This is a genomic window from Pseudomonas sp. FW300-N2F2, assembly GCF_017351655.1.
In the GTDB taxonomy this organism is placed as follows: Bacteria; Pseudomonadota; Gammaproteobacteria; order Pseudomonadales; family Pseudomonadaceae; genus Aquipseudomonas; species Aquipseudomonas fluorescens_AA.
Genome location: NZ_JACNDQ010000001.1, coordinates 2,323,240 through 2,346,547, shown reverse-complemented (window position 1 = coordinate 2,346,547; position 23,308 = coordinate 2,323,240). Strand labels below are relative to the sequence as shown.

23 protein-coding genes are annotated in these 23,308 nt (G+C 61.3%); 22 read left to right on the top strand and 1 reads right to left on the bottom strand.

What is annotated here, in order from left to right; genetic code table 11:
• The first annotated feature begins 5 nt into the window (after positions 1 to 5).
• The 10 genes from J4E63_RS10390 to J4E63_RS10345 all read left to right on the top strand — a co-directional run bounded on the left by J4E63_RS10390 (position 6) and on the right by J4E63_RS10345 (position 10,826).
• On the top strand, positions 6 to 770 hold the full coding sequence (locus J4E63_RS10390) for an amino acid ABC transporter ATP-binding protein (RefSeq protein ID WP_008001408.1): 765 nt from the start codon (positions 6 to 8) through the stop codon (positions 768 to 770).
• Between the two features lie 39 nt (positions 771 to 809).
• The gene (locus J4E63_RS10385) at positions 810 to 1,634 is read left to right on the top strand and encodes an ABC transporter substrate-binding protein (RefSeq protein WP_060742902.1); all 825 of its coding nucleotides are present in this window, start codon (positions 810 to 812) and stop codon (positions 1,632 to 1,634) included.
• Between the two features lie 141 nt (positions 1,635 to 1,775).
• Positions 1,776 to 2,618, top strand: coding sequence for a polysaccharide deacetylase (locus J4E63_RS10380; protein ID WP_207281876.1), 843 nt, complete (start codon positions 1,776 to 1,778; stop codon positions 2,616 to 2,618).
• Positions 2,611 to 3,495 carry a polysaccharide deacetylase gene (locus J4E63_RS10375; protein WP_207281875.1) on the top strand — a complete coding sequence of 295 codons (885 nt, stop codon included), beginning with the start codon at positions 2,611 to 2,613 and terminating at the stop codon, positions 3,493 to 3,495. Before J4E63_RS10380 ends, J4E63_RS10375 begins: the two co-directional genes overlap by 8 nt.
• Entirely contained in the window at positions 3,495 to 4,844 is a 1,350-nt protein-coding gene (locus J4E63_RS10370) for an MmgE/PrpD family protein (RefSeq protein ID WP_207281874.1), read from the top strand. The genes J4E63_RS10375 and J4E63_RS10370 overlap by 1 nt, the downstream gene beginning before the upstream one ends.
• A 69-nt stretch (positions 4,845 to 4,913) precedes the next feature.
• Positions 4,914 to 6,092 carry an MFS transporter gene (locus J4E63_RS10365; RefSeq protein WP_207281873.1) on the top strand — a complete coding sequence of 393 codons (1,179 nt, stop codon included), beginning with the start codon at positions 4,914 to 4,916 and terminating at the stop codon, positions 6,090 to 6,092.
• A gap of 319 nt (positions 6,093 to 6,411) precedes the next feature.
• Positions 6,412 to 7,263, top strand: coding sequence for a sugar phosphate isomerase/epimerase (locus J4E63_RS10360; protein WP_207281872.1), 852 nt, complete (start codon positions 6,412 to 6,414; stop codon positions 7,261 to 7,263).
• Positions 7,264 to 7,277: 14 nt separating this feature from the next.
• Positions 7,278 to 8,330 carry an isopenicillin N synthase family oxygenase gene (locus tag J4E63_RS10355; protein ID WP_103307803.1) on the top strand — a complete coding sequence of 351 codons (1,053 nt, stop codon included), beginning with the start codon at positions 7,278 to 7,280 and terminating at the stop codon, positions 8,328 to 8,330.
• 74 nt (positions 8,331 to 8,404) lie between these two features.
• The gene (locus J4E63_RS10350; RefSeq protein WP_404943325.1) at positions 8,405 to 9,211 is read left to right on the top strand and encodes an ABC transporter substrate-binding protein; all 807 of its coding nucleotides are present in this window, start codon (positions 8,405 to 8,407) and stop codon (positions 9,209 to 9,211) included.
• Positions 9,212 to 9,317: 106 nt separating this feature from the next.
• Positions 9,318 to 10,826, top strand: coding sequence for an amino acid ABC transporter permease/ATP-binding protein (locus J4E63_RS10345; protein WP_207281871.1), 1,509 nt, complete (start codon positions 9,318 to 9,320; stop codon positions 10,824 to 10,826).
• Between the two features lie 93 nt (positions 10,827 to 10,919).
• Here the strand turns inward: J4E63_RS10345 and J4E63_RS10340 are convergent, their stop codons facing one another.
• The gene (locus J4E63_RS10340; RefSeq protein ID WP_060742910.1) at positions 10,920 to 11,375 is read right to left on the bottom strand and encodes a MarR family winged helix-turn-helix transcriptional regulator; all 456 of its coding nucleotides are present in this window, start codon (positions 11,373 to 11,375) and stop codon (positions 10,920 to 10,922) included.
• 59 nt (positions 11,376 to 11,434) lie between these two features.
• On the opposite strand from J4E63_RS10340, the gene J4E63_RS10335 reads away from it, so the two are divergent.
• The 12 genes from J4E63_RS10335 (at position 11,435) to J4E63_RS10280 (ending at position 23,302) form a co-directional block, all read left to right on the top strand.
• Positions 11,435 to 11,995 (top strand): PaaI family thioesterase, encoded by a 561-nt coding sequence (locus tag J4E63_RS10335; RefSeq protein ID WP_207281870.1) that lies wholly within the window; start codon positions 11,435 to 11,437, stop codon positions 11,993 to 11,995.
• Positions 11,996 to 12,097: 102 nt separating this feature from the next.
• The gene (locus tag J4E63_RS10330; RefSeq protein WP_207281869.1) at positions 12,098 to 13,102 is read left to right on the top strand and encodes an aldo/keto reductase; all 1,005 of its coding nucleotides are present in this window, start codon (positions 12,098 to 12,100) and stop codon (positions 13,100 to 13,102) included.
• A 343-nt stretch (positions 13,103 to 13,445) separates the two neighbouring features.
• A complete protein-coding gene (locus J4E63_RS10325; protein WP_207281868.1) occupies positions 13,446 to 14,111 on the top strand; it encodes a response regulator transcription factor in 666 nt (221 codons plus the stop codon).
• The gene (locus J4E63_RS10320) at positions 14,098 to 15,516 is read left to right on the top strand and encodes a HAMP domain-containing sensor histidine kinase (protein ID WP_207281867.1); all 1,419 of its coding nucleotides are present in this window, start codon (positions 14,098 to 14,100) and stop codon (positions 15,514 to 15,516) included. The genes J4E63_RS10325 and J4E63_RS10320 overlap by 14 nt, the downstream gene beginning before the upstream one ends.
• A gap of 145 nt (positions 15,517 to 15,661) precedes the next feature.
• Positions 15,662 to 15,856 (top strand): Flp family type IVb pilin, encoded by a 195-nt coding sequence (locus J4E63_RS10315; RefSeq protein WP_207281866.1) that lies wholly within the window; start codon positions 15,662 to 15,664, stop codon positions 15,854 to 15,856.
• 8 nt (positions 15,857 to 15,864) lie between these two features.
• A complete protein-coding gene (locus J4E63_RS10310) occupies positions 15,865 to 16,422 on the top strand; it encodes a prepilin peptidase (RefSeq protein WP_207281865.1) in 558 nt (185 codons plus the stop codon).
• Between the two features lie 20 nt (positions 16,423 to 16,442).
• Positions 16,443 to 17,330, top strand: a complete 888-nt coding sequence (cpaB, locus tag J4E63_RS10305; RefSeq protein WP_207281861.1) for a Flp pilus assembly protein CpaB — start codon at positions 16,443 to 16,445, stop codon at positions 17,328 to 17,330.
• A 64-nt stretch (positions 17,331 to 17,394) separates the two neighbouring features.
• Positions 17,395 to 19,032, top strand: coding sequence for a type II and III secretion system protein family protein (locus tag J4E63_RS10300; RefSeq protein ID WP_207281859.1), 1,638 nt, complete (start codon positions 17,395 to 17,397; stop codon positions 19,030 to 19,032).
• Between the two features lie 14 nt (positions 19,033 to 19,046).
• Complete coding sequence (locus J4E63_RS10295) at positions 19,047 to 19,706, top strand: CpaD family pilus assembly lipoprotein (protein ID WP_207281858.1); 660 nt, start codon at positions 19,047 to 19,049, stop codon at positions 19,704 to 19,706.
• 12 nt (positions 19,707 to 19,718) lie between these two features.
• On the top strand, positions 19,719 to 20,948 hold the full coding sequence (locus J4E63_RS10290; protein ID WP_207281856.1) for a hypothetical protein: 1,230 nt from the start codon (positions 19,719 to 19,721) through the stop codon (positions 20,946 to 20,948).
• 11 nt (positions 20,949 to 20,959) lie between these two features.
• Positions 20,960 to 22,318, top strand: a complete 1,359-nt coding sequence (locus J4E63_RS10285; protein ID WP_207281855.1) for a CpaF family protein — start codon at positions 20,960 to 20,962, stop codon at positions 22,316 to 22,318.
• Between the two features lie 3 nt (positions 22,319 to 22,321).
• The gene (locus J4E63_RS10280; protein ID WP_207281852.1) at positions 22,322 to 23,302 is read left to right on the top strand and encodes a type II secretion system F family protein; all 981 of its coding nucleotides are present in this window, start codon (positions 22,322 to 22,324) and stop codon (positions 23,300 to 23,302) included.
• The last annotated feature ends 6 nt before the right edge of the window (positions 23,303 to 23,308 follow it).

Sequence of the window (23,308 nt, the reverse complement as noted above, 5' to 3'; positions counted from 1 at the left end):
TCCACATGAGAAGCATCGTCAAGGCCGTGAGCCTGAATAAATATTACGACCAGTTCCACGCGCTCAAGGACATCAACATTGAAGTCGAGCAAGGCGAAGTGCTGTGCATCATCGGCCCGTCCGGCTCGGGAAAAAGCACCTTGCTGCGCTGCGTCAACCAGTTGGAAAAAATCGACAAGGGCGGCCTGTGGGTCGACGGCGAACTGGTGGGCTACCGGATCGTCGGCAACAAGCTGCACGAACTCAACGAAACCCAGATCGCCCGCCAGCGGCTGTCCACCGGCATGGTGTTTCAACGGTTCAACCTGTTCCCGCACATGACCGTGTTGCAGAACATCATCGAAGGGCCGTGCCAGGTGCTCAAGCGCTCCCCCAAAGAGGCGAATGAAGAGGCCCTGGAATTGCTCGCCCGTGTCGGCCTGGCGGACAAGCGCAACAGCTACCCGATCGAGCTTTCGGGCGGCCAGCAGCAACGCGTGGCCATCGCTCGTGCATTGGCCATGCGCCCCAAGCTGATGCTGTTCGATGAACCCACTTCGGCACTCGACCCGGAACTGGTCGGTGAGGTGCTGTCGGTGATGCGCGATCTTGCGCAGACCGGCATGACCATGATCGTCGTCACCCATGAACTGGGCTTCGCTCGCGAAGTTTCCAATCGCATGGTGTTCATGGACGGCGGGCAGATCGTGGAGGCTGGAAGCCCCGAAGAAATACTAATAAGTCCGCAAAACCCTCGCACCCAAAGCTTCATTTCTGCCGTTCGAACCTAAGCGTCCGTTGACGCTCACAACACTCATAAGAGAACGACCATGAAGAACTTCTTTATCCCCGCAGTACTCGCAGGCGTCATGGCATCCGGCTTCACCTTCGCGGCCGAATTGCCGGCCAGCATCAAGGCCAAGGGCGAAATCGTCGTGGCGATCATGCCGAACTACCCGCCGATGGATTTCAAGGACCCGGCCACCAACACCCTCACCGGCTTTGACTATGACCTGGGCAATGCCCTGGCCGAGCGCCTGGGTGTGAAGATCAAATGGCAGGAAACCGGCTTCGAGCAAATGATCAACGCCCTGACCACCGACCGCGTGGACATGGTGCTGTCGGGCATGACCGACACCGTCGAACGTCAGGCCAGCGTAACCTTCATCGACTACTTCACCAGTGGTCCGCAGTTCTACACCTTGCAGAAAAACAAGGACACCAACGAGATCCTCGACCTGTGCGGCAAGAAAGTCGGCACCAGCCGCCGCACCACCTTTCCAGCGGAAATCGCCGAGTGGAGCAAGGCCAACTGTGAGGCCGCCGGCAAGCCGGCGATCAACGTGGTCGGCACCGAAGGCTCCGCCGATGCCCGGGCACAACTGCGCCAGAGCCGCATCGATGCAGCCATGCAGGGCAGCGAAACCCTGCCTTATCTCAAGACCCAGGAAAAGGACATGTACAAGACCGTGGGCCTGCCGATCTCCGAGCAGTACACCGGCATGGGCGTGAGCAAGAAGAAACCTGAGCTCAGTGAAGCGGTGAAGGTCGCGCTGCAAAGCATGATCGATGACGGCAGCTACCAGGCGATCCTGAAGAAATGGGACCTTGAACTGGGGGCGATCAAAACCGTGACCATCAACGCCGGAAAGTGATCCCACAGGCCATTTGATTCCGATGTGGCAGCGGGCTTGCCTGTGAGTGATCCAACATCAATGTTGCCTCACTCAGCGCCATCGCGAGCAAGCCCCGCCACAAAGGGTCTGCTGTCTACGACTAAAGATGGAGCACTACCGATGCCCTCCTCACCCACCTGGCCCGCGCCGCACAAGGCTTGCCTGGCCCTTGCCTTCGACCTCGATGGCCCGACCGGTGATGCCATGCTCAACGGCTCGATCTGGCGCAAACCCGAGTACTTCGGGTTCGGCGGCTATGGCCCTTACCGGGCACTGCCACGCCTGCTCGATCTGCTCGACGAGTTCCGGATCCCGACGACATTCTTCGTCCCCGCCTGGGTCGTGGAGAACTGGCCGAGACAATGCCAGGCGATTGTCGAGCGCGGGCATGAAGTGGCTTATCACGGCTACAAACACGAATCCTTTTATGCCCTGACACTGGATCGGCAAAAAGAGGTGATGCAGATCTCCCGCGAGGTGTTCTGGAAACACCTGCACATCCGCGCAGAAGGCTTTCGCACGCCGTCCGGCGACTGGCGCGCCGAAACCCCGGCCATGCTGGTGGAAGCCGGCGTGACCTATTCCAGCAGCATGCGCGGCGACGACCGACCGTACCTGGTGGACGTACCGGGTTTCGATACGCCGCTGGTGGAAATCCCAGGCCGATGGGAAATGGACGATTACGCGTCCCTCGCCTATACCCGCGCACCGAACTTTCCTTCCGGATTGGACCGTACGGCCAGTTACGCGCTGACCCTGGACAACTGGTGCCGCGAATATGACGGCGCGATGGACGAAGGGTTGTGCCTGACCACGCTCTTCCACCCAAAGATCATTGGTAAACCGGGACGCATCCTGCTGCTGGAACAGCTTTTCGAGCACATGCGTCGGCGCGATGACGTGTGGTTCGCCACCTGCCGCGACGTCGCCCACTTCTGGTTGAAGGAGCACCACCATGGCTGATTCCCCAATCTGGCCGGAAGGCTATCGCTGCGCTGTGGTACTGACCGTCGATTACAACGACATCCACGGCATCCTCACGCAAGCCCCGGAAGTTGCCGGGCGGGACAAAACCTTGTCGGTATGGCGCTACGGTACCCAACGCGGCGTGGCACGCTTGCTCGGCCTGTTCAAGGAACTCGGGGTCTCCAGCAGTTGGTTCGTTCCCGGCATCGTTGCCGAGGAAAACCCGGCACTCATCCAGGCGATCCAAGGCGACGGTCATGAGATCGCCTGCGCCGGCTACCGTCATCAAGATTACGACGCGCTAGACCTGGTCGCCCAGGGCGACGATGTCGCCAGGGGCTGCGAGACCCTGGCCAGGTTGATCGGCAAGCGTCCGGTCGGCTTTCGAATCCCGGCGGGCAATGGTGCGCCGGGATTCATCGGCGCATTGAAGGACCAAGGCATCCGCTGGTCCTCGTCATGGCGCGGCGACGACTTGCCATTCGTTCACCCGACTGCGCCCGGTGTCATTGAAGTGCCGCTGCATTATGAGCTGGAAGACGAGCCTTACTTCGCCTTCAACTTGAGCCCGGCGGTGCCACCGGCACAATCACGGATCGCCTCCTACAGCCACACCCTGGGCAATCTGCAAATGGATTTCGCCGGGTTTCACCGATTCGGCCTGTGCTACGTGCTTCGCCTGCACCCGGAAATCATCGCCACGCCGGGACGGATAGGCGTGTTGCGCGAGCTGATCGAGGGCATTCAACAGCACGATGACGTGTGGATCGCCACTGGCGCCGAGGTCGCGCAATGGTGGGCAAACAGCGCGGCGCCGGCGGCCGAGGATCATCCCGCATCGGTGTACGAGCGCCATTATCGGGATTACGTCTGATGAGCGAACGTTTGCAACGGTTGGCGCAACTCTGTGTCGATCTGCGGTTTGAAGATCTATCGCCTGGGTTGGTAGCCCAAGCCAAGCGGCACATTCTCGATACGTTCGGCGCAACGTTGGCCGGCGCCGCGAGCGATATCGCCAAACAGGCACACAAGGTGTTCGCCAGTGAAGCGGGCGAGGTACCGGTTTGGGGAACCGATCTGCAGGTCTGCGCGGGCCCCGCAGCGCTGCTGAACGGCATCGCCGCCCATGCGCTGGAGCTGGACGATACCGGTGGTTGCGATCACTCCGGGGCCGTCGTGCTGCCAGCGGCGATGGCGGCGGTTTCGCTGCGCGCACGGCCCGTGAGTGGTCGTGAATTCATCAGCGCCGTCGTGATCGGCTATGAAGTTGGCCGTCGAGTGCTCGAAGCCTGCGGCGGCTATAGCGCCCACAATGGCGCCGGTTGGCACTCCACCGCGACCTGTGGGGTGTTCGGCGCAGCCGCCGCCAGTGCGCGCATCCTGGGTCTGGATACGCGGCAAACCCTCGCGGCGCTGGGCATTGCCGGCAGCTTCAGCGGTGGCCTGTGGGCCTTCATTCACGACGGCTCGCACAGCAAGAAACTGCACAGCGGGCGCGCCGCAGAAGGGGGGCTGTTGGCTGCGCGGTTCACCCAACAAGGCATCAGCGGGCCTACCCAGCTATTCGATGACGTCTGGGGCGGCTTTCTGAACACCCTTGCCCCAGCGACTTCAAGGCCCGAAGCGCTGGATGCAGAGCTCGGCGTCAACTGGAAGCTCGCCCGCTGCTCGATCAAACCCCATGCCTCCTGTCGTGGCACCCATTCGGCCATCGATGCCCTCGGCCAGCTGTTGGAGCAGTTGAAGGTACCCGTCGACCAGGTCGAAAACGTGCACATCGGGCTGAGCGGTTTTCTTCACGGCATGTGTGGCGGCCGGGATGTCACCCACCTCGCAGCCGCGCAAATGAGCCTGCCGTATGCCCTCGCCGCGCGGTTGGTGCATGGGCATTGCCGACTGCACGCGTATGACGATCGGCAACGCAACGATCCGCTGGTGATTCAGTGCATGTCGCGCATCCATCTTGAAGTGGACCCGCGACTGGATGAGGATGGCGAACCAGTGGTGACGCTGCGGACCGTGGACGGCCGGCAGGCAAGCCTGTGCGTAGAAGTGCCCTTGGGAGCGCCGGGCAATCCACTTGCCGATGAGGCCCTGGATGAGAAGTTCTTCAGTTTGACGACGCGGGTCATGCCGCAGGAACGGGCTGCGGAACTACTGAAGCAATTGCGACGCATGGAAGACCTGGAATCGATACGTACGCTGGAACGGTGGCTGGGTTGATCATGGTATTGACGGCTCGGGCGTCATCGCGGTGTACGCCAACAATCTGAATAAGGACATCTGCCCCCCGTGGCCACTTACTCCCTCGTTATTCGACGCTTGATGATCGCTTCGCTGACCATCGTGGTCAGCCGCGCCATCACCAGCCCTTTGCTCACGCTGTTCCTGAGCAACAAGCTGGGCCTCAATCAACAAGATGTCGGCTTACTGCTGGGCATCGCGGTGTTCATCGCCACCCTGCTGGCCCTGTACGGCGGCTACATCATCGATCGCCTGGAAAAGCGCCGGTTGCTGATCCTGGCGATGCTCTCCAGCGCCGTGGGTTTCGTACTGCTGACCTTTGCCGAAAACCTCTACCTGACCACCCTGACCGTGGTGATCACCGAGACCGCGTCGGCCCTGTTTCTGATCGGCTCCAAAGCGATCCTCAGCGAAAACCTGCCCATCGGCCAGCGCGCCAAAGCGTTTTCCCTGCGCTACACCCTGACCAACATCGGCTACGCCACCGGCCCCATGCTCGGCGTGGTGATTGCGGGGGTCTACCCGATCGCGCCATTCCTGATCGCCGCAGGCATCGCGTTCTTCAGCATCTTTCTGATGATGGGAATCCCCGGCGATGGGACGCCGACAGCGGCCATGGGTCCACCGCCCAGTTTTCTCAAGACGCTGAAGACCCTGAAAAACGACCGCACCCTGATCATGTTCACCTGCGGCTGCCTGCTCAGCACCGTGGTGCACGGACGCTTCACGCTGTATCTGTCGCAATACCTGCTGGTCACCCACGACGCCAAGCGTGCACTGGAGATCATGGCCGCCCTGCTCGCCTGCAACGCCATCACTGTAATCCTGCTGCAATACCAGATCGGCCGGTTCCTCGATCGCGAGAAACTCCGCTACTGGATCGCTGCGGGCACCAGCCTGTTCATGCTTGGCCTGATCGGCTTCAGCCTGGCGGACGACATGCTGAGTTGGTGCGTGGCGATGTTCATTTTCACGCTCGGTGAAATGATCATCTACCCGGCCGAATTTCTCTTCGTCGATACCCTGGCCCCGGAAGAACTGCGCGGCAGCTACTACGGTGCCCAAAACCTGGCCGCCCTCGGCGGCGCCCTGAGCCCGGTGATCTGCGGGTACCTGCTGATACAAACCCCGGCACCGACGATGTTCTACGTCTTGAGCGCCTTGACTGCGGTGGGTGGGCTGCTGTGTTTCATGAGCGGGCGCCGGGTGGCGGTGGTGCGAAAGTGATTCATGGAGCGGCATCTTTGCTGCAAGACGGCTCGGCGGCGTGATCAACGCGCCAGGTCCGGAGCACCGGATCCATGACTGACGATCAGGGCCGCGGCCGGTGATCAATAGTTTAGAAATCTCTGAACTATCTTTTTGCGCTTCCCTATTCTTTCCGCCAACCACCCCTCCCTACTATTGACGGCAACAAAGGAGCCTTTCCATAGAGATGCGGCCCGAAGATTGCCTTTTCTGATTGTCACTGCCGTTCGTTGTGCGTTTCGGTTAGCGCCGCAACGTCGCCGTGTCAATCATGCGAAGGAACCTTTGGAGCAGATCGATGAAGCTGGAAATATTCCGAACGTTGTGGGGCTACACCGCGAGCAAGGCACAAGCGCTCGATGAGTTGCTTGAAGCCGGGTTCGATGGCATGGAAGCCCGCCTGCCCATGACCGCCAGCGAACGTGCCGAGTTCGCAGCCTTTCTACGCATCAACAAAGTCAGCTATATCAGCACCGTCTTCAGCGCCTACGACGTTCTGCCGGAACAGTCGGCAACCGTCGACGAACACCTTCTGGACCTCGACAAGAAACTCGGTTGGGCGGCTGAGTTGGCGCCGCGCTTCGTCAACCTGCTGGCTGGCAACGACCGCTGGCCACTGGCACAGCAAGTCGACTTCTTTGGCCGCGCGATGGACGTCGCGCGCAAGCATGGCCAGGTGTGCGCCTTCGAGACCCATCGCGCGCGCTCGTTATTCAACCCCTGGATCACCCTCGAGTTGATTCGTCAACTGCCGGACCTGCGCTTCACCAGCGACATCAGTCATTGGGTCGTCACCTGTGAGCGCCTGCTCAACGATCCGGAAGACGACCTCAGTGCCTTCGTCGAACGTGTTCACCATATCCAGGCCCGAGTCGGTTATGACCAGGGACCGCAAGTTCCCCACCCCGCCGCCCCCGAGTACAGCCGAGCGCTTGCCTTCCATCAGCAACATTGGGAGGCCATCTGGCGATCCCAGGAAAAACGCGGGTATCAGGTCAGCACGCTGACACCGGAGTTCGGCGCCGACGGCTATCTGCACCACCTGCCCTTCACCAACGTGCCGGTGGCTGATCTGTGGTCGCTGAACGTGTGGATGGCAAACACCGAGCGCGAGCACTTTCGGCGTTTCGCCTGCACCTCAACCCGATAAGGAGCGCCCCCCTCATGCCTGATAAAACGCCCACGACCGCCAACTTCAATCGCATTCCGGTGGTGGATATCGCCGGGCTGTACAGCGACGACCTCACCCAGCGCCAGGCAGTGGCCGAAGAACTGGGTAACGCCGCCCGCGCAGTCGGTTTCCTGTACATCAAGAACCACGGCATCGAGTCGTCACTGATCGACGGCTTGCGTCAAGCGGCGAAGGACCTGTTTGCCCAATCGCTTGAGTACAAAATGCAGCATTACATCGGGACTTCACGCAGCCACAAGGGTTTTGTGCCTGAAGGTGAAGAGGTCTATGCCAAAGGCAAACCGGATCACAAGGAGGCTTTCGATATCGGTTTCGAAGTGAGCGAAGACGATCCGCTGGTCATTGCCGGCACGCCATTGATCGGGGCCAACGAATGGCCAGACCTGCCGGGTTTCCGTCCCGCCGTCGAAGCCTACTATGCCGCGGTGTTTGCATTAGGTCGGCGCTTGTTCAAGGGCTTCGCGCTCGCTTTGGGCCTGGAGGAGGACTATTTCGAGGCAATGGTGACTCGCCCACCGTCGAAGCTGCGCCTGATTCATTACCCGTTTGACCTGGCGGCTCAAGACGCGCCCGGCATTGGTGCGCATACCGACTACGAATGCTTCACCATTTTGCTTGCCGACAAGCCAGGCCTCGAGGTGATGAACGATCTGGGGCAATGGATTGATGCGCCGCCCATGGACGGTACGTTTGTGGTCAACATCGGCGACATGCTGGAGGTCATGACCGCAGGCACATTCGTCGCTACGGCTCACCGAGTGCGAACCGTCAGCGAAGAGCGCTACTCGTTCCCACTCTTCTATGCGTGCGACTTCCATACGCAAATCAAGCCGCTGCCGCAGTTTCTTGAAGGCGGTAAGGATTACGAGGAAATCACCATCGGCGAGCACATGTTTGGCCAAGCGCTGCAAACCTATCAATACCTGCGCCGCAAAGTCGAACGGGGCGAACTCAAACTGTACGAGCGCGCACGCAAGCCATCGAGCTTCGGTCACTTGAAGAACCAGACGCAGGAAGCGTCCTGATGCCCCCCGACCCGTTCCAAAACAGCCCTGTTTCAAAACCAGTCCAATCCTACTTTTTCGACGTGGAGTCACCGATGATGCGCAATCCAATGAATATCGCTGTCCGCTTGTCCCTGCTGGCCTTCGCGATCCTCGGTGCGGCAGGAGCCCATGCAGCCACAACGGTGACACCCGGCGCCCTCAAGGTCGGCATGGAAATCACCTATCCGCCCTTCGAATCATACGACGAACACAAAAATGTCGTCGGCTCCGACCCCGAACTGGCGCGATTACTCGCCAAACATCTGGACCTCAAGGCTGACTTCGTTGACACCAAATTTTCCAACCTGCTGCTGAGCCTGAACGCCGGTCACTATGACGCGATCATCTCGGGCATGTACATCACGCCTGAACGGCAGACCCAAGCGCAAACCATCGCATACGCCAAGACTGGCGCAGCGATCATGGTGCTGAAGGACAGCCCGCTGAAACCGAAAGTACCGGAAGACCTCTGCGGCCTGAAAGTCGGCCTGGAAAAAGGCACCACTTGGGTGACGCAATTCAACAAACTCTCGACCGATTACTGCGTCCCGAACAACAAGGGCGCGATCATGGTCAGCGAATTCCCGTCCGCACCTGAAGTGACCCAGGCGCTGCTCTCCGGCAACGTGCAGGCTCAGGTGGAGATCGACGGCGCCGCCGGCATGATCGCAGAACGCACCAAAGGCCGGGTTGTGATCAGCACCGAGCACTCGATCTATCAACAGACACTGGGTATCTACGTCAAAAAGGACAACGAAGCGCTCTATCAGGCGCTGCTCAAGGCCTTTGATGCGACGAAAGCGTCGGGTGAATACACCGCCCTGTTGAAGAAATACAACCTGGAAGAACCGACTAACTGACTCAGTGCAGCCCTGTGGGAGCGAGGCCGCTCCCACAGTCGGCGGCTTTCGCTTGACTGCCTGGCATAGGTGAAGCCTCCGTCGACGCCAGCAGTTGGAGGTACACATGCAATTTGAATGGCCCTACTTTTTTTCTCTGTTTTCGGTCTCGGACTTCTGGAAAGCCTGCATTACGGTGGTGGAACTCAGCACGCTGGCCTGGTTTATCGGCATGCTGCTGGGCTTCCTGCTGGCCTCGGCCAAGCTTTCGGCCACCCGTTGGGTCAGCGTACCGGCGTCGGTTTATATCTGGTTCTTTCGCAGCGTGCCGCTGCTCGTGCTGGTGGTGTTCGTCTATAACCTGCCGCAGATGTTCCCGGTCACCCGTGGAGTACTGTCCAACCCGTTCTATTCCGGGCTGTTGGCACTGGTGGTCACCGAGGCGGCGTACATGGCGGAAATCCATCGTGGCGGCTTGATATCCGTTGCCAAAGGCCAGAAAGAAGCCGGCCGTGCACTGGGCATCGGCCTGATCGGTCTACAGCGCCTGATCGTGATCCCACAGGCGTTCCGCATTTCCCTGCCGACACTGATCAACGAATACATCACCGTGGTGAAACTGACCTCCCTGGTCTCGGTGATTTCCTTGACCGAGCTGTTGACCGTGGGCCAGCGCCTTTACGCGCAAAACTTCCTGGTCATGGAAACCCTGTCGGCTGTGGCAGTGTATTACGTGCTGATCGTGACCGTGCTCGGCTGGCTGTTTCATTGGCTAGAACAACACCTGGAGCTCAACAACCGCAAACCACAAACGCTGGATGACATCAGCCTGCAGCGTCTACGCGCGTCACCGGCGGCTCCCTCTCCGGCAGACGCTCGTACAGCGCCGGGACCTGGCTCGGCACCCGCCCTGCAACTGGTCAACATTCACAAGCGCTACGGCCAGCACGCCGTACTCAAGGGCATCAACCTTGATGTCAACGTGGGTCAGGTGATTTCCATTATCGGTCCGTCGGGGTCGGGAAAAACTTCGCTGATTCGCACCGTCAACGCCTTGGAAAGCATCGACCAGGGCGAGATCATTCTATTCGGCGAAAGTTATATCCACGCCGGTGACAACCCCAACACGCAACAAGTACGCCACGGGATACAGCGTATCGGCATGGTGTTCCAGAGCTTCAACCTGTTTCCCCATCGCACCATTCTCGACAACGTCACCCTCGCGCCGCGTTATCACGGCCGCGACAAGTCCATCAGCGAGCAGCGCGCCTACGCTCTGCTGGACAAGGTCGGGCTGCTGGCCCACGCGCAAAAGTATCCACATCAGTTGTCAGGCGGTCAGCAACAACGCGTGGCAATCGCCCGCGCATTGGCAATGGATCCCCACATCATGCTGTTCGATGAGCCTACTTCAGCCCTTGACCCGGAACTGGTCGGCGATGTGCTCAAGGTGATCAGCGACCTGGCAAAAGAAGGCATGACCATGTTGATCGTGACCCATGAAATGGACTTCGCCATGTCAATTTCCGACAGGGTGGTTTTCATGGAGGACGGCCTGGTCAAACTGGATGCGGCGCCTGGGATGATCCGAGCTGATCAGTGCGGCGAGAGAATCAAGAAATTCATGAGGGTTTGAACGCGGTGTGACTGGGTGCTGACACTCGCGATGGGATATCCGTCAAGCACGCTGGTTCCCACCCACGTTATGCGTTGCGAAGCGGCTGGCGAGTCATTCTGATGGGGACTCATCAAGATCGTCGTCAAGGCTCGCAATGCATGCGTCGAGCAATTCGTGCAATACAGCCACGCGCTCCACGCCGAGTAGACCATTGAGCGCGCGCTGTGCCTCCTTCCAGGCCCGCTGGCCTTCGGCTTGCTTTACGCGTCCAGCCTCGGTCGCTTCGACAAGGCGACTGCGGGCATCGCCTCCTGCACCAATCTCCAGCCACCCCTGAGTGGTCAGGGACTGCATGTTTCGAGTCAGGGTCGAATTATCCATCTGCATTTGCCTGGCCAGGTCACTCGGTCGAATAGGCCCCAGCCTGACGACATGCGACAACAATGCGTACTGCGTGTTCTTCAGGCCGGACTCGGCGACGTAGCGGTCGTAATGACGCGTCACCATGCGATTGAGCTGGCGGAGCTTCAGATTGGTACAGCCCTGTGGCTTGATAGTATTTTTCATGGGGTATATTGTACCTGCAATATTTGCATATGCAATTGTCTGGAGAGAAGGAAATGCCGATGGAAGTCGATCAGGTCGTTGCTCACTGGAACGCGGAGGAAAAATCGATTCGTGCGCGCTTGCTGGTCGCCGATACCGCGCCGCAGGATCAGATCGCCGGTCGAACAGGCATGGAAGTGTTCGAAGCGATCTTTGCTGGAGAACTGCCTCCCCCACCCATCGGCGACACGCTCGATTTCGTGCCGATTCACATGGAGCCCGGCATTGCCGTCTTTCAAGGTCGCCCACAGCGCAGGCACTACAACCCACTGGGCACCGTCCACGGCGGATGGTTCGCTACGCTGCTCGACTCGGCAGTAGGTTGCGCCGTGCACTCGACCTTGCCCGCAGGCAAGGGCTATACCACGCTGGAGCTGAAGGTCAACATGGTGCGCCCCCTGAACGACCAGGTCCCGTTGGTGCGTGCCGAGGGCAAGGTCATCCATGCGGGGCGTACAGTGGCTACGGCCGAGGGCCGGATCATTGGCCCCGACGGCAAACTGTATGCGCATGCGACGACCACCTGCCTGATCTTCGATCATCCCGCAGCCACACAGTGGACCTCTCATGGCCAAGGCTGAGACCGATCCTGGCGCACCCGTTACCCGCGAAACACGCGACGCCCAGGCCCTTGCGCCGGCACTGTCTGAAAATACCATCCCGACTTGATCAATGGTGAAAACATGAAATATGCATCCTTCGGCAAAACAGGACTGAGTGTGTCCCAGGTCGTGCTCGGGACAGGCAACTTTGGCACAGGCTGGGGCTACGGCGCGGATCCCGATGTCAGCACGGCAATCTTTAATGCGTACGCGGAGGCCGGCGGCAACTTCATCGATGGGGCCGATATCTACCAGTTCGGACAATCCGAGGAACTGCTCGGGACCCTTCTGAAGGGCCGACGCGAGAATTTCGTCCTGGCGACCAAGTACACCCGAGGCGCGCAGCCCAATGCTGATCGCCTCGTCACTGGCAATAGTCGTAAAGCCATGGTGGCCTCGGTAGAGGCAAGCCTGAAGCGCCTCGGAACCGATCGCATCGATCTCTACTGGGCGCATTGGCCGGATGATGTCACGCCCACCGAAGAAATTGTCCGTGGGTTCGAGGATCTCGCCCGCGCGGGCAAGATTCTTTATGCCGGCCTCTCCAATTTCCCTGCTTGGCGGTTATCGCGTGCCGTCACCCTCGCCGAACTCACCCACTCGGTGCCGATCGCTGCGGCGCAATTCGAGCATAGCCTGGTCCACCGCGAGCCCGAGGCTGATCTGTTCCCGGCTTCGCATGCGTTGGGATTGGGTATCGTCACTTGGTCGCCACTCGGCGGAGGCATGCTGACCGGTAAATACCGCAAGGGCGAGAAAGGACGCGCCGAGGGCCTCGGTGGCAAGGTGTTCCAAGCAGAGAACAGCGAGCAGCGGACGCAGGTCCTCGACACGGTTATCGCCATCGCCAACGAACTGGGCGTCAGCCCCGGTCAGATCGCCATCGCCTGGTCCGGCACGCACGGGTCGTTGCCCATCATCGGACCGCGCTCGGTCGAGCAGTTGGCCGACAACCTCGCCGCCCTGTCGGTTGAACTGTCAGCCGAGCAGATTCATCGGCTCGACACCGTCAGCAGCTTGTCTGCTTCGATGCCAGCAAGGACAGCGACCCCTTGGGCTCGCGCAGCAGCGCAGATCGTGGCTTGAACATGAGCGGCGCAAGTGCAGGCATATGCGGCTGGGCTCCCGTCACTGTCCAGCCGGCACCGGCAATGGCCAGCGGCAACATCAACTGATCCGCCAGCTGGCGAACACCTCGGTAACGCCAGCTTTCATGGCAGCGATCGACACCACATTACCTGGTCCCGCCTGGTCACCCAGGTCGGTTACAAACAGGTCACGTCGTTCAATCTTCAGATATCAGTGGCCATCATCGTACAACTCGCCATACAATTAGTAATGCTTCGCATTAGCAATTATCAAACATTCTTAATGACTGCTTATGCGGAGCCTGCTAAAACGCCGTATCAACTCAATAAAGGAAGAGTCCATGCGTGTTCTGGTGGTAGAGGATGACCTTTCGGTCAGTCATTGGTTAGGCAGCAAGCTGCACGCATCGGGTCACAAATGCCGCCTGTCCCATGACGGCGAAGATGCGTTGCGCATGATCGAGACAGAGGCGTTCGATGTGGTTGTCCTGGACCGCATCCTGCCGAGCATGGACGGCCTGGAGATTCTCACACGCTTGCGCGACAAGCCTCGACCGCCGGTGTTGATTCTCTCCGCCAATGACCAGATCAGCGATCGCGTCGATGGACTGCGCGCCGGTGCCGATGACTACCTGGGCAAGCCCTTTGATTTCACCGAACTGCTGCTGCGCCTGGAAGTGCTGGCCCGTCGTCGTGGGCAATCGGCCCAGGAAGACCTGCTGCATATCGATGATCTGCGCATCGACCTCGGTCAGCGCAACGTGACCCGTGCCGGACAGCGCATCGACCTGACCGACAAAGAGTTTCGCCTGCTGCAAGTGCTCGCCGAGCACCGTGGGCAAACGGTCACCCGCACCATGCTTTTGGAAAAAGTCTGGGGCTATCAGTTCGACCCGCAGACCAATCTGATCGATGTGCACATGTCCAAGCTGCGCACCAAAATCGACAAGGGCTTCTCCCGCAGCCTTCTACGGACCATTCGCGCGATCGGTTATGAGCTCGGTTAAAACGCGCCATATTCGCCACATCCTTGAAACCAGCAACTTCCAGCAAGCCGCCACCATTGCTTTCATCTGCCTGTTGGTCGCTCTGCTGTCGGTGATCGGCAGCGGTTGCGTGCTTGAGGCGGTGATGCGCAACCACGTGCGCGACGTAATCCTGGCCGACGTGCGCTCAGTGCAATTGCTGACCAACAATCGCGACAGCGTCCAGGTGGCGAACATCCTGCGCCAGCGCGATGTGTATGACCGACGCAGCGAGCGTCATAACCTGGTGGTGGATGCCCATGGCCAGGTGCAGTTCGGCGACGAGCGTCTGCTGATCGTGACCCAATGCCATGATGGGCCGTGCCTGGACAATTGGCGCGACTACGACATGACCGGCCATGACAACCGCCGCAAAGACATCCTCGGACTGTGGGTGCCCCTGGCTGACGGTGGTCGCTACTTCAGCGCCAGCGATCTGCGACCGATGCTCGAACGCACCCAGGTGATTCCGTTGATGGGCGGCGCCGGGCTGTTCACGGTGCTGATCGGCAGCATCGTCATCAGTCTGCGCTTCAGCTTGCGCAACCTGTACCGCATCGACCGGGTGCGCGACACCCTCAAGCGCTTCGCCAGTGGCGACCACTTGGCCTGCCCGCCTTATAACCCTCAAGGGGACGAAATCGATCGCCTCGGCAGCGAGATCCACCTGGGACTGGCACGCATCAACCGGCTGATGACCGAGGTCAAGAACGTCACCAGCCATATCGCCCATGAACTACGCACCCCGCTGACCCGTTTGCAGAATCGCTTGATCAGTACCGCCGAAAAGGTCGATGGCGACATCCATGCCGAACTGATGACCGCCGTCGGCGAGACCGAGCGCATTCACAGCCTGTTTCGCGCGGTGATGCGCATTGGCGACGTCGAGACCGGGCGCTGTGCCCACAATTTCGAAGTGGTGGATGCGCGCGCCTTGCTTGAAGACCTGCGTGAGTATTACCTGCCCCTGGCCGAGGAGCGGCTCTCGCCCCTGGTGATTCATGCCGACAAAGGTTTGCTGCTGTGGGGAGACCGGGCCTTGCTGTTCCAGGCCCTGGCCAATCTCGTGGACAACGCGCTCAAGTACGCACCACGCGGTAGCGCCGTGACCTTGCGCGCCCAGAGCAACGGACGCTTGGTGTTTCTCAGCGTTGCCGACCACGGTCCCGGCATTGCCCAGGACCTGCGCCAGGATGCCCTGGAACGCTTCCGGCGCCTGGACACCTCCGGCAATGTCCCTGGCAACGGCTTGGGCCTGACCCTGGTCAAGGCGATCGCCGACCTCCATGGCGGCCAGTTGCAACTGGACGACAATCTACCGGGCCTGAATGTCTGCCTGAGCGTGACACAGGCCAGCCTGGACGACCCGACGGCCGGCATTCATTAAGCAGACTTAATGATCGGCCGCTTGTTGATCAATGAGAATCACTCTTAATATCAACGAGCTGACGGGCAGTGACTGACACGCCCCGGCAGCCCCGGCTACATGCGGTTTCGGGGCACCTTTCCACTGACATCCAGAAGGACCCTCCATGCGTGCCTCCCTCAAAGCCTTCCTGCGTGACGAAAGCGGCGTGACCGCGATCGAGTACGGCATTCTCGCGGCCTCCATGGCTGCCGCCATCGGCCTGATCTTCGGCTCCGACGGCGTGTTCGTCTCGGCCCTGCGCGATCGTTTCTCCGATATCGCGGATCAAATCAGTACCACCAACAACTCCGCCAAGTAACTGCGCCGATGCCCTCCTTCGCCGCTGCTGTCCTGCTGCCCGCCGTCCTGTGGGCAGCCTTGTCGGACCTGCTCTACCGCAAGATCCACAACGCCCTGGTGCTGGTACTGCTATTGGGCTGGCTGGCCTTGCCGCTGCTGGCAGCGTTAGGCCTCAAGCCCTGGCCCGACTTGGTATTGGTCCAGGTGTTCAGCCATGTGGCGTGGTCGTTGCTCGGTGGCGCCGTGGTACTGCTGGTGGGGTATGGCTTGTTCGCCTTGCGGCGCGTGGGGGCTGGCGACGTGAAACTGATGGCCGTGCTCTGTCTTTGGATGGGCTACCACGAGCAAGTGACATTCCTGATCGTGACCTCGCTGATCGGCGGTCTCCTGGCCCTCGGCCTGCCATTGGTGGAACTGGTGGAGCGTCTGTTGGCCGGTCCCTTGGTGGCACTAAACAGGCGTTTTCCGAACTGCGGCATAAACCCTCCGAGCGTGCTCGATCAAGATCGGACGCCGGGCATTCCTTATGGCATCGCCATCGCGCTGGGCACCGTTTTCACCTTGTGTGTCCACCTTCCATCCTGAATCCACGACGGTAGTCCCTGATGAAAACCAACTCCGTAATTCTGCTGGCTGGGGCCGTCATTCTGGCGGCAGGCACCGCTTTGGTAGCCCGCGCGCTCTTGACCCCTCCCCCGGTAAAAGCGCCTGAACAGGTCGCAGTGCCCGCAGCGCCCGCGTACCCGGCGACACTCGCCGCCGCCCGTGACCTGCAACCCGGCGAGTTCCTCGACAACACCAGCCTGCGCTGGGTCGACAGTGACAGCCCGCACCCGCAAAGCCTGTACTTCATCCAAGGCACTGACCAGCCCGACAGCCTGTTCGGCGCCACCGTGCGCCAAGCGATCAAGGCGGGCACACCACTGACCAGCGCGGTCGTCCTGCACCCTGGCGACAGCGGTTTCCTCGGTGCGGTGATGCGTCCCGGCATGCGCGCCATCTCAGTGCCAACCACCGCTGTGGAGAGCAGCTCCGGGCTCGTGGCCGCAGGTGACAAGGTGGATGTGATCCTCAGCCTAAAGGCTGAAAAAGACCAAGCGGCCATTGGTGGCGGCGCGCCGTTCATTGCCGCCCAGACCATTCTGCGCAACGTGCGGGTATTGGCCCTCAACAACCACACCTTGAACCCGACCCGCGTACGCCCCGCAGAGCCTGACAGCGGGAAAAAAGTCCAGGCCCAGCGCGACAACTACTACGACACCGTCACCCTGGAAGTACCGCCCGTTGCCGCTGAACGCCTGGCCGTGGCCAAGGAAATCGGCAGCCTGCAATTGGCCCTGCGTTCTCCCCGCGAAGAGTCGGGTGATGAACCGGCGCCAACGGTGACCACCCTGCGCAGCACCACCAGTATTTTCCCCAAGTCCGCCAGCAGTGCGCAGATCGTCAACTACCACGGCCAGCAGCAGCAAACCATCGAACTCGCCAAACCATGAGCCAGCGTGCCAGGGCCTAGGGCCTGGCGCCCTGCCGGCAAACCGCTCACACGGAACCCTCAAAATGAAGTCACTGTTTAATCGTCCGTTCACTCGGGTCGTGCTGCCTTGCCTGTTGTACAGCCTGGCGAGCGGCCTCGGCCCCCTGGCTGCCCAGGCGCAGACCCGCCTGGACGAGATGCCCGACACCCCGGCGACCGAAGCCAGCGAGATCGCCGCCAACGACCAGGCCGAGCCTGCGCAGGACTGGGACCAGTCGATGCCGGTCATTGGCCCGGTGCACAAGGACGACAACGCCTTTGCCGACTACCCCTTGCCAGCCGACGCCCCACCACCGCCAACAGTGGTGTCGCGTCTGCGCGCGGGACTCAACCAGGTCAAGGAAACCCAGGACGTCCAACTGACTGTCAAACAAGGACGCCTGCTGCAATTGCCCCGCGCCGCCGCCAAGGTGATGGTCGCCGATCCGAAGATCGCCAGCTTCCAGACGCCCTCGGCCGGCAGCGTCTTCGTGTTTGCCGAAAGCGCCGGTAGCACCAGCCTGTATGCCCTGGATGCCAACGATGAAGTGATCGTCGCGATCCGCCTGATCGCCGGCTTCGACCTGGAAAGCCTGCGCAAGCAGATCGAGGCGGAAATCGCCGGTTCGCGTATCGAATTCGTCGCCGCGGCAGGCAGCGGCATCATTGTCCGGGGTCAGGTTCGCACCCCGCAGGAAGCACGCCAGGTGATCGCCAGCGTCAAGGCCGCCGTCGGCTCGCCCGACAACGCACCTACCCAGGGTGGCGGCGGTGGCGGCAGTGCCACCGGAGGTCCGGGCCAACCGCCCCGGGTCATCAACCAGTTGAAGGTCGAACTCTCGGCACAAGTGAACATTCGCGTGCGGGTCGTGGAAGTGTCCCGCAGCCTGACCCACGAACTGGGCATGAACTGGGACGCGGTGATGAACAGCGGCAAGTTCCGCTTCGCCACTGGCAAGGCCACCACCCTGTTCGACTCCACCGCCAACGCCGTCAGCTCGGCCGGTGCCATCGCGGGGACCACGCCTGCCGGACAACTGGTGCGCAGCGCCAATACATTCGGTTTCACCGACGGCAACCTCACCGCCCTGATCAACGCCCTCACCGATGAAGGCATGGCCACCGTCATGGCCGAGCCCAACCTGACGTCCATGTCCGGGGAAACCGCAGGCTTTGCCGCTGGCGGCGAGGTGCCGATCGTGATCATCACCAACAACAACGTACAGATCGACTACAAGTCCTACGGGGTGATTCTGCGCATGACCCCGACCCTGCTCTCGCCCAACCGCATCAGTCTGCACATCGCCCCGGAAGTCAGCGACCTGTCGGACGAAGGCTCCGTCACCCTGGCCGACGGCGGTTCGACCATCCCGGCATTCAAAGTGCGACGCGCCGACACCACGGTGGAGCTGGCCAGCGGCCAGAGTTTCGCCTTGGCCGGCATGTTGCGCAGCAACAGCAGCCAGGCCGTCAACTCGGTACCGGGCCTTAAAAACATCCCGGTCCTGGGCCGTCTGTTCGAACACGAAGCCAGCACCCAAGAGGACACCGAACTGGTGATCCTCGCCACCGCCTACGTGGTCGATCCAGTCGGCGCCGGCGAACTGCAAACCCCGGGCCGCGGCCTGCCTACCCTCGACGGCCAGTTGCCTGCCCAGGCCGCCGCCGGTTACCTGTACTAATGGAGACCATCCGTATGAAGCGCACTTCCGTACGACTCGTGCTGCTGGTGGGCGTGCCGCTGCTGATGCTCGGTTGCACCCGTGAACTCAATGACTTGCGCACCAAGCGTTTCGCCAACCAGACGCCCGAGGCATTTGAAGTCAAGCCTTCGGCACTTTCGGTGTCGCTTGCCGCCGACCCACAAGGGGGCTTCACCGCCCAGTCCCTGGAAAGCCTCAACAGCTTGTTGCGCAGTCAGGGCCGTCCGGCCAATCAGACCCTGACCCTGCGCCCGTTCACCCCGCGCGGTGAGCAACTGGCCCAACGTCTGGCCCAGGTCCTGCGCGACAGCGGCGTTCCGGCGCGGCAACTGCTGCTGACTCCGGTGCAGTTGCAAGGCAGCGCCGACAATGGCGCCTGGGACCTGCAAGTGGTGTCTGAAGCCATGGTGGCGAAGATCCCAGACTGCACCATCGTCAATCCGGCTGAATGGGCCGTGCGCCCCTATACCGCCATCGGCAACCTGGGTTGCGCCAACCGCGCCAACCTCGCACGGATGGTCAGCGACCCCCGCGACCTGATCCGCCCCAGGACCCTGGACGCTGCCGATGGCAGCACCTTCGCTAATGCCGTTCAGCGTTATCAGGAAGACTCCATTCGCGAGTTGCTTGATCTCGACTTCAGCAACGAATAAGGACGCGCTCCGATGAACGATAAACTCACTGCCGCCAACCCGACCGCCAACCAGCCCCTGGCCCCGGCGCTCTTTGCCAATACCGCCGAGCAGGCGCAGGCCTTGCGCGAGCAACTTCAACGCCTGGGCCTGCACAACGCCCGCACGACACACGGCGGCATTGGCGCGGCCATCAACTGGTGCGCCACCTACCAAGCCAGTGTGCTGCTGGTGGACCTGGACGGTGAAACCTCGCCACTGCAAGCCATCGCCGAACTCAGCGCGCTGTGCGATCCCGGCTGCCCCATTATCGCCATGGGCAGCAAACAAGAGATCAACCTGTACCGTGCCTTGCTCGACAACGGTGTGCTCGACTACCTGGCCAAACCTGTGACCCTCGACCTGCTGGCCAACACCCTGGAGCGCGCACGCGACAATGTCGAACCACAACGCAAGGGCCAGGGCCGGACCGGGCGCAGCATTGCCGTCACCGGCAGCGCCGGTGGCCTGGGTTGCAGTTCCGTGGTCGCGGCCATGGCGCAACTATTGGCCAGTGAACGCCATACTCCGGTGGCCGTGGTCGATTACGACCGCAGCAAGGGCGATCAGGCATTGCTACTGGGCGCCGCCCACGACGCCGGCCTGGCCTCGGCCATGCACAGCAGCGAGATCGACTCGCGTTTTCTGCAACGGGCCATGGCCACGGTCAATCCGCGCCTGGCATTGCTGGCCCAGGAGCCGGTCGCCGACCACTACCTGGCGGTCAACACCGACCAGGTGCTGAACCTCGGTGCCAGCCTTTGCCGCTTGTACAACCAAGTGATCTGGGACCTGCCCGCCGGGCACCCGCAAGGCTCACTGGAAGTGCTCAAACACTCCGAGACACGCATCCTGCTAACCGAACTTACCGTGCAGGGCGCACGCAACTGCCAACGCTTGCTGCAAGACATCGGCGATGAAAGCGAAGGCCAGCAACTGCTGCTGGTGGTCAACCCGGCCCATGGCAGCCACGCCACCGTAGAAGTCCGGCAGTTCGAAGAGTTCGTCGGGCGCCGTATCGACCTGACCCTGCCCTTCGCCGGGCATGACCTGGCCGACAGCTTGCTGGGCGGCCCGCTGGCACTGGAGCGCGTGCCGCTGTTTCGCCAGGCGCTGCTCAATCTGGCCGACCTGGCCTGCGGTCGCGCCCCGGCCAAGGCGCCGAGCAGAAGCCTGCTACGCCGGGTCAAGGGTGCCTTGAACCGTCGTGCCGCGGCCATCTAGAGGAACATGCCATGCTGATCCGCACCTCGAGCAAGCCCGTCCCCCACGGGCAACCGAGCCAACCCGGGCATATCCCGGAAGAGCCGCAGATGGTCAACGCCGCCCGCGCCCACCAACCGGTGAAACCGGCTGATACCAGCGCCACACTCAACCGCCGGCTGGTACGCGGCTACCTATACGACCAGATCGACCCGCTCAAGGCTGCAACCATGACCCGGGACAAACTGCTGGTACAGATCGAAACCCAGATCCGGAGGATTTGCGACGACAAGCGCTTGCAGTTGTCGCGTCAGGAAGAAGAGCAGATCGGCGCAGAGATGCTCGACGAAATGCTCGGTATCGGGCCGATCCAACCGCTGCTGCACGATGACAGCGTCAACGACATCCTGGTCAACGGCGCCGGCCAGGTGTTCGTCGAACGCTATGGCAAACTGGAGTTGTCGTCGATCACCTTCCTCGACGAAGAGCATGTGTTCAACACCGCCCAGCGCATTGCTGCCGGGGTTGGACGGCGGATCGATGAATCCAACCCGATGGTTGATGCACGTCTGGCCGACGGCAGCCGGGTCAACGTCATTACCTACCCCTTGGCAATCGACGGCACGACCATTTCCATCCGTAAGTTCATGCGTCGCAACCTCACGCTCGAATCCCTGGCGGCGCGCCAGGCGATGTCCATGGACATGGTCGAAGTACTCGACCGGGCGATGGTGGCCAAACTCAACATCATCGTCTCCGGCGGCACCGGTGCGGGCAAGACCACCCTGCTCAACGCCCTGTCGCAGAAGATCAGCAACGATGATCGCATCATCACCATCGAAGACGCCGCCGAACTGCAACTGCAACAGATTCACGTGGTGCGCCTGGAAACCCGTCCGGTCAGCGCCGAAGGCACCGGCAAGGTCGACCAGCGCGACCTGGTGCGCAACGCCCTGCGGATGCGCCCGGACCGCATCATCCTCGGTGAGGTGCGTGGCGGCGAAAGCTTCGACATGCTCCAGGCCATGAACACCGGCCACGACGGCTCCCTGTGTACCGTGCACGCCAACACCCCGCGCGATGCAATCATGCGCATGGAAAACATGGTGATGATGGCCAGCATGCAATTGCCACTTGAGGCTATACGTCGCCAGATCGCCAGCGCGGTGAACCTGATTGTCCAGGTCGAGCGCCAGCGCGACGGTGGCCGACGCATCGTGTCGATTACTGAAGTCTGTGGCATGGAAAACGACGTGATCCAGACTCAGGAGCTGTTCGGTTTCAAGCAGCTGTCAGTGGACAGCCAGGGCAAATTGGTCGGTGAGTTCGTCAGCAGCGGCCAGCGGCCGGAGTTCTACAACCGTCATGCCCACCTGTTCGGCGGGCTCTAAGCGATGACTGCACTCCTGGATCTACTGACCCTGATGGTCTTCATCGGCATGCTCTGCGGCTTCTTTGGCCTGCGCAGCCTGAGCAAGCGTCGCCAGCGAGAATTGGCCAGCGCCAAACGCCTGGCAACCCTGAACAAACGCGACCAACCCAATGCCGGACAGGCCAGCGAGTTTGACTCGATCCTGCGTGAACTCAAGGACAACGCCTGGTCCAGGGTGCCGGTACTTGGCGGTGTACTGGGCCTCGTATGGCTGAACATTGTGCTGCTGGGCTGGCGCAAGAACCTGGGGCTGCGCCTCGGTGTGTTCGCCCTGGTGGGCATGATCGCAGGCGCCATGCTGGGCCGCGAAACTCCGTTGCCGATGCTGTTCGGCCCGCTGATCGCGGGACTCGCAGCCGTCGCCAGTTTTGCACTGTTCTATAACAGCCACTTGGCCAAGTACCACAAGGAGCTGAAAAAAAGCCTGCCCGAAGCGATCGACGCCATCACCCGCACCTGCCGTGCCGGGGTGCCGGTGAGCAACGCCTTTGCCTTGGTCGCCGAACACATCACCGGGCCGCTGGCGCTGGAGTTCCGCCTCATCGACCACTGGCTGCGCCTGGGCGTGCCACTGCGCCGGGTGATGCAAGACTCGGCACTGCGCGTGCCGCTCAACGAGTACCGGTTCTTCGCGGTGATCCTGATCATCAACCAGGAAGCCGGGGGGCGCCTGGGGGAAACCCTGGACCGCCTGGCCAGCACCTTGCGCGACCGCCACGAGTTGCAACTCAAGGTCATGTCCAAGACCTCCGAAGCCCGCGCCTCGGCCAAGATCGTCGCCTCGCTGGTACCGGCGATCCTTGGCTACATGTACCTCAATTCGCCTGGGGACTTTCACTTTCTGCTCAACGACGCCACGGGCAATATTGTCCTGTTCTACGCCTTGGGCAGCGTGGTCCTGGGCATGAGCATCACGCAAGTCATGGTCAGGAGAGTCGGATGAATCGCC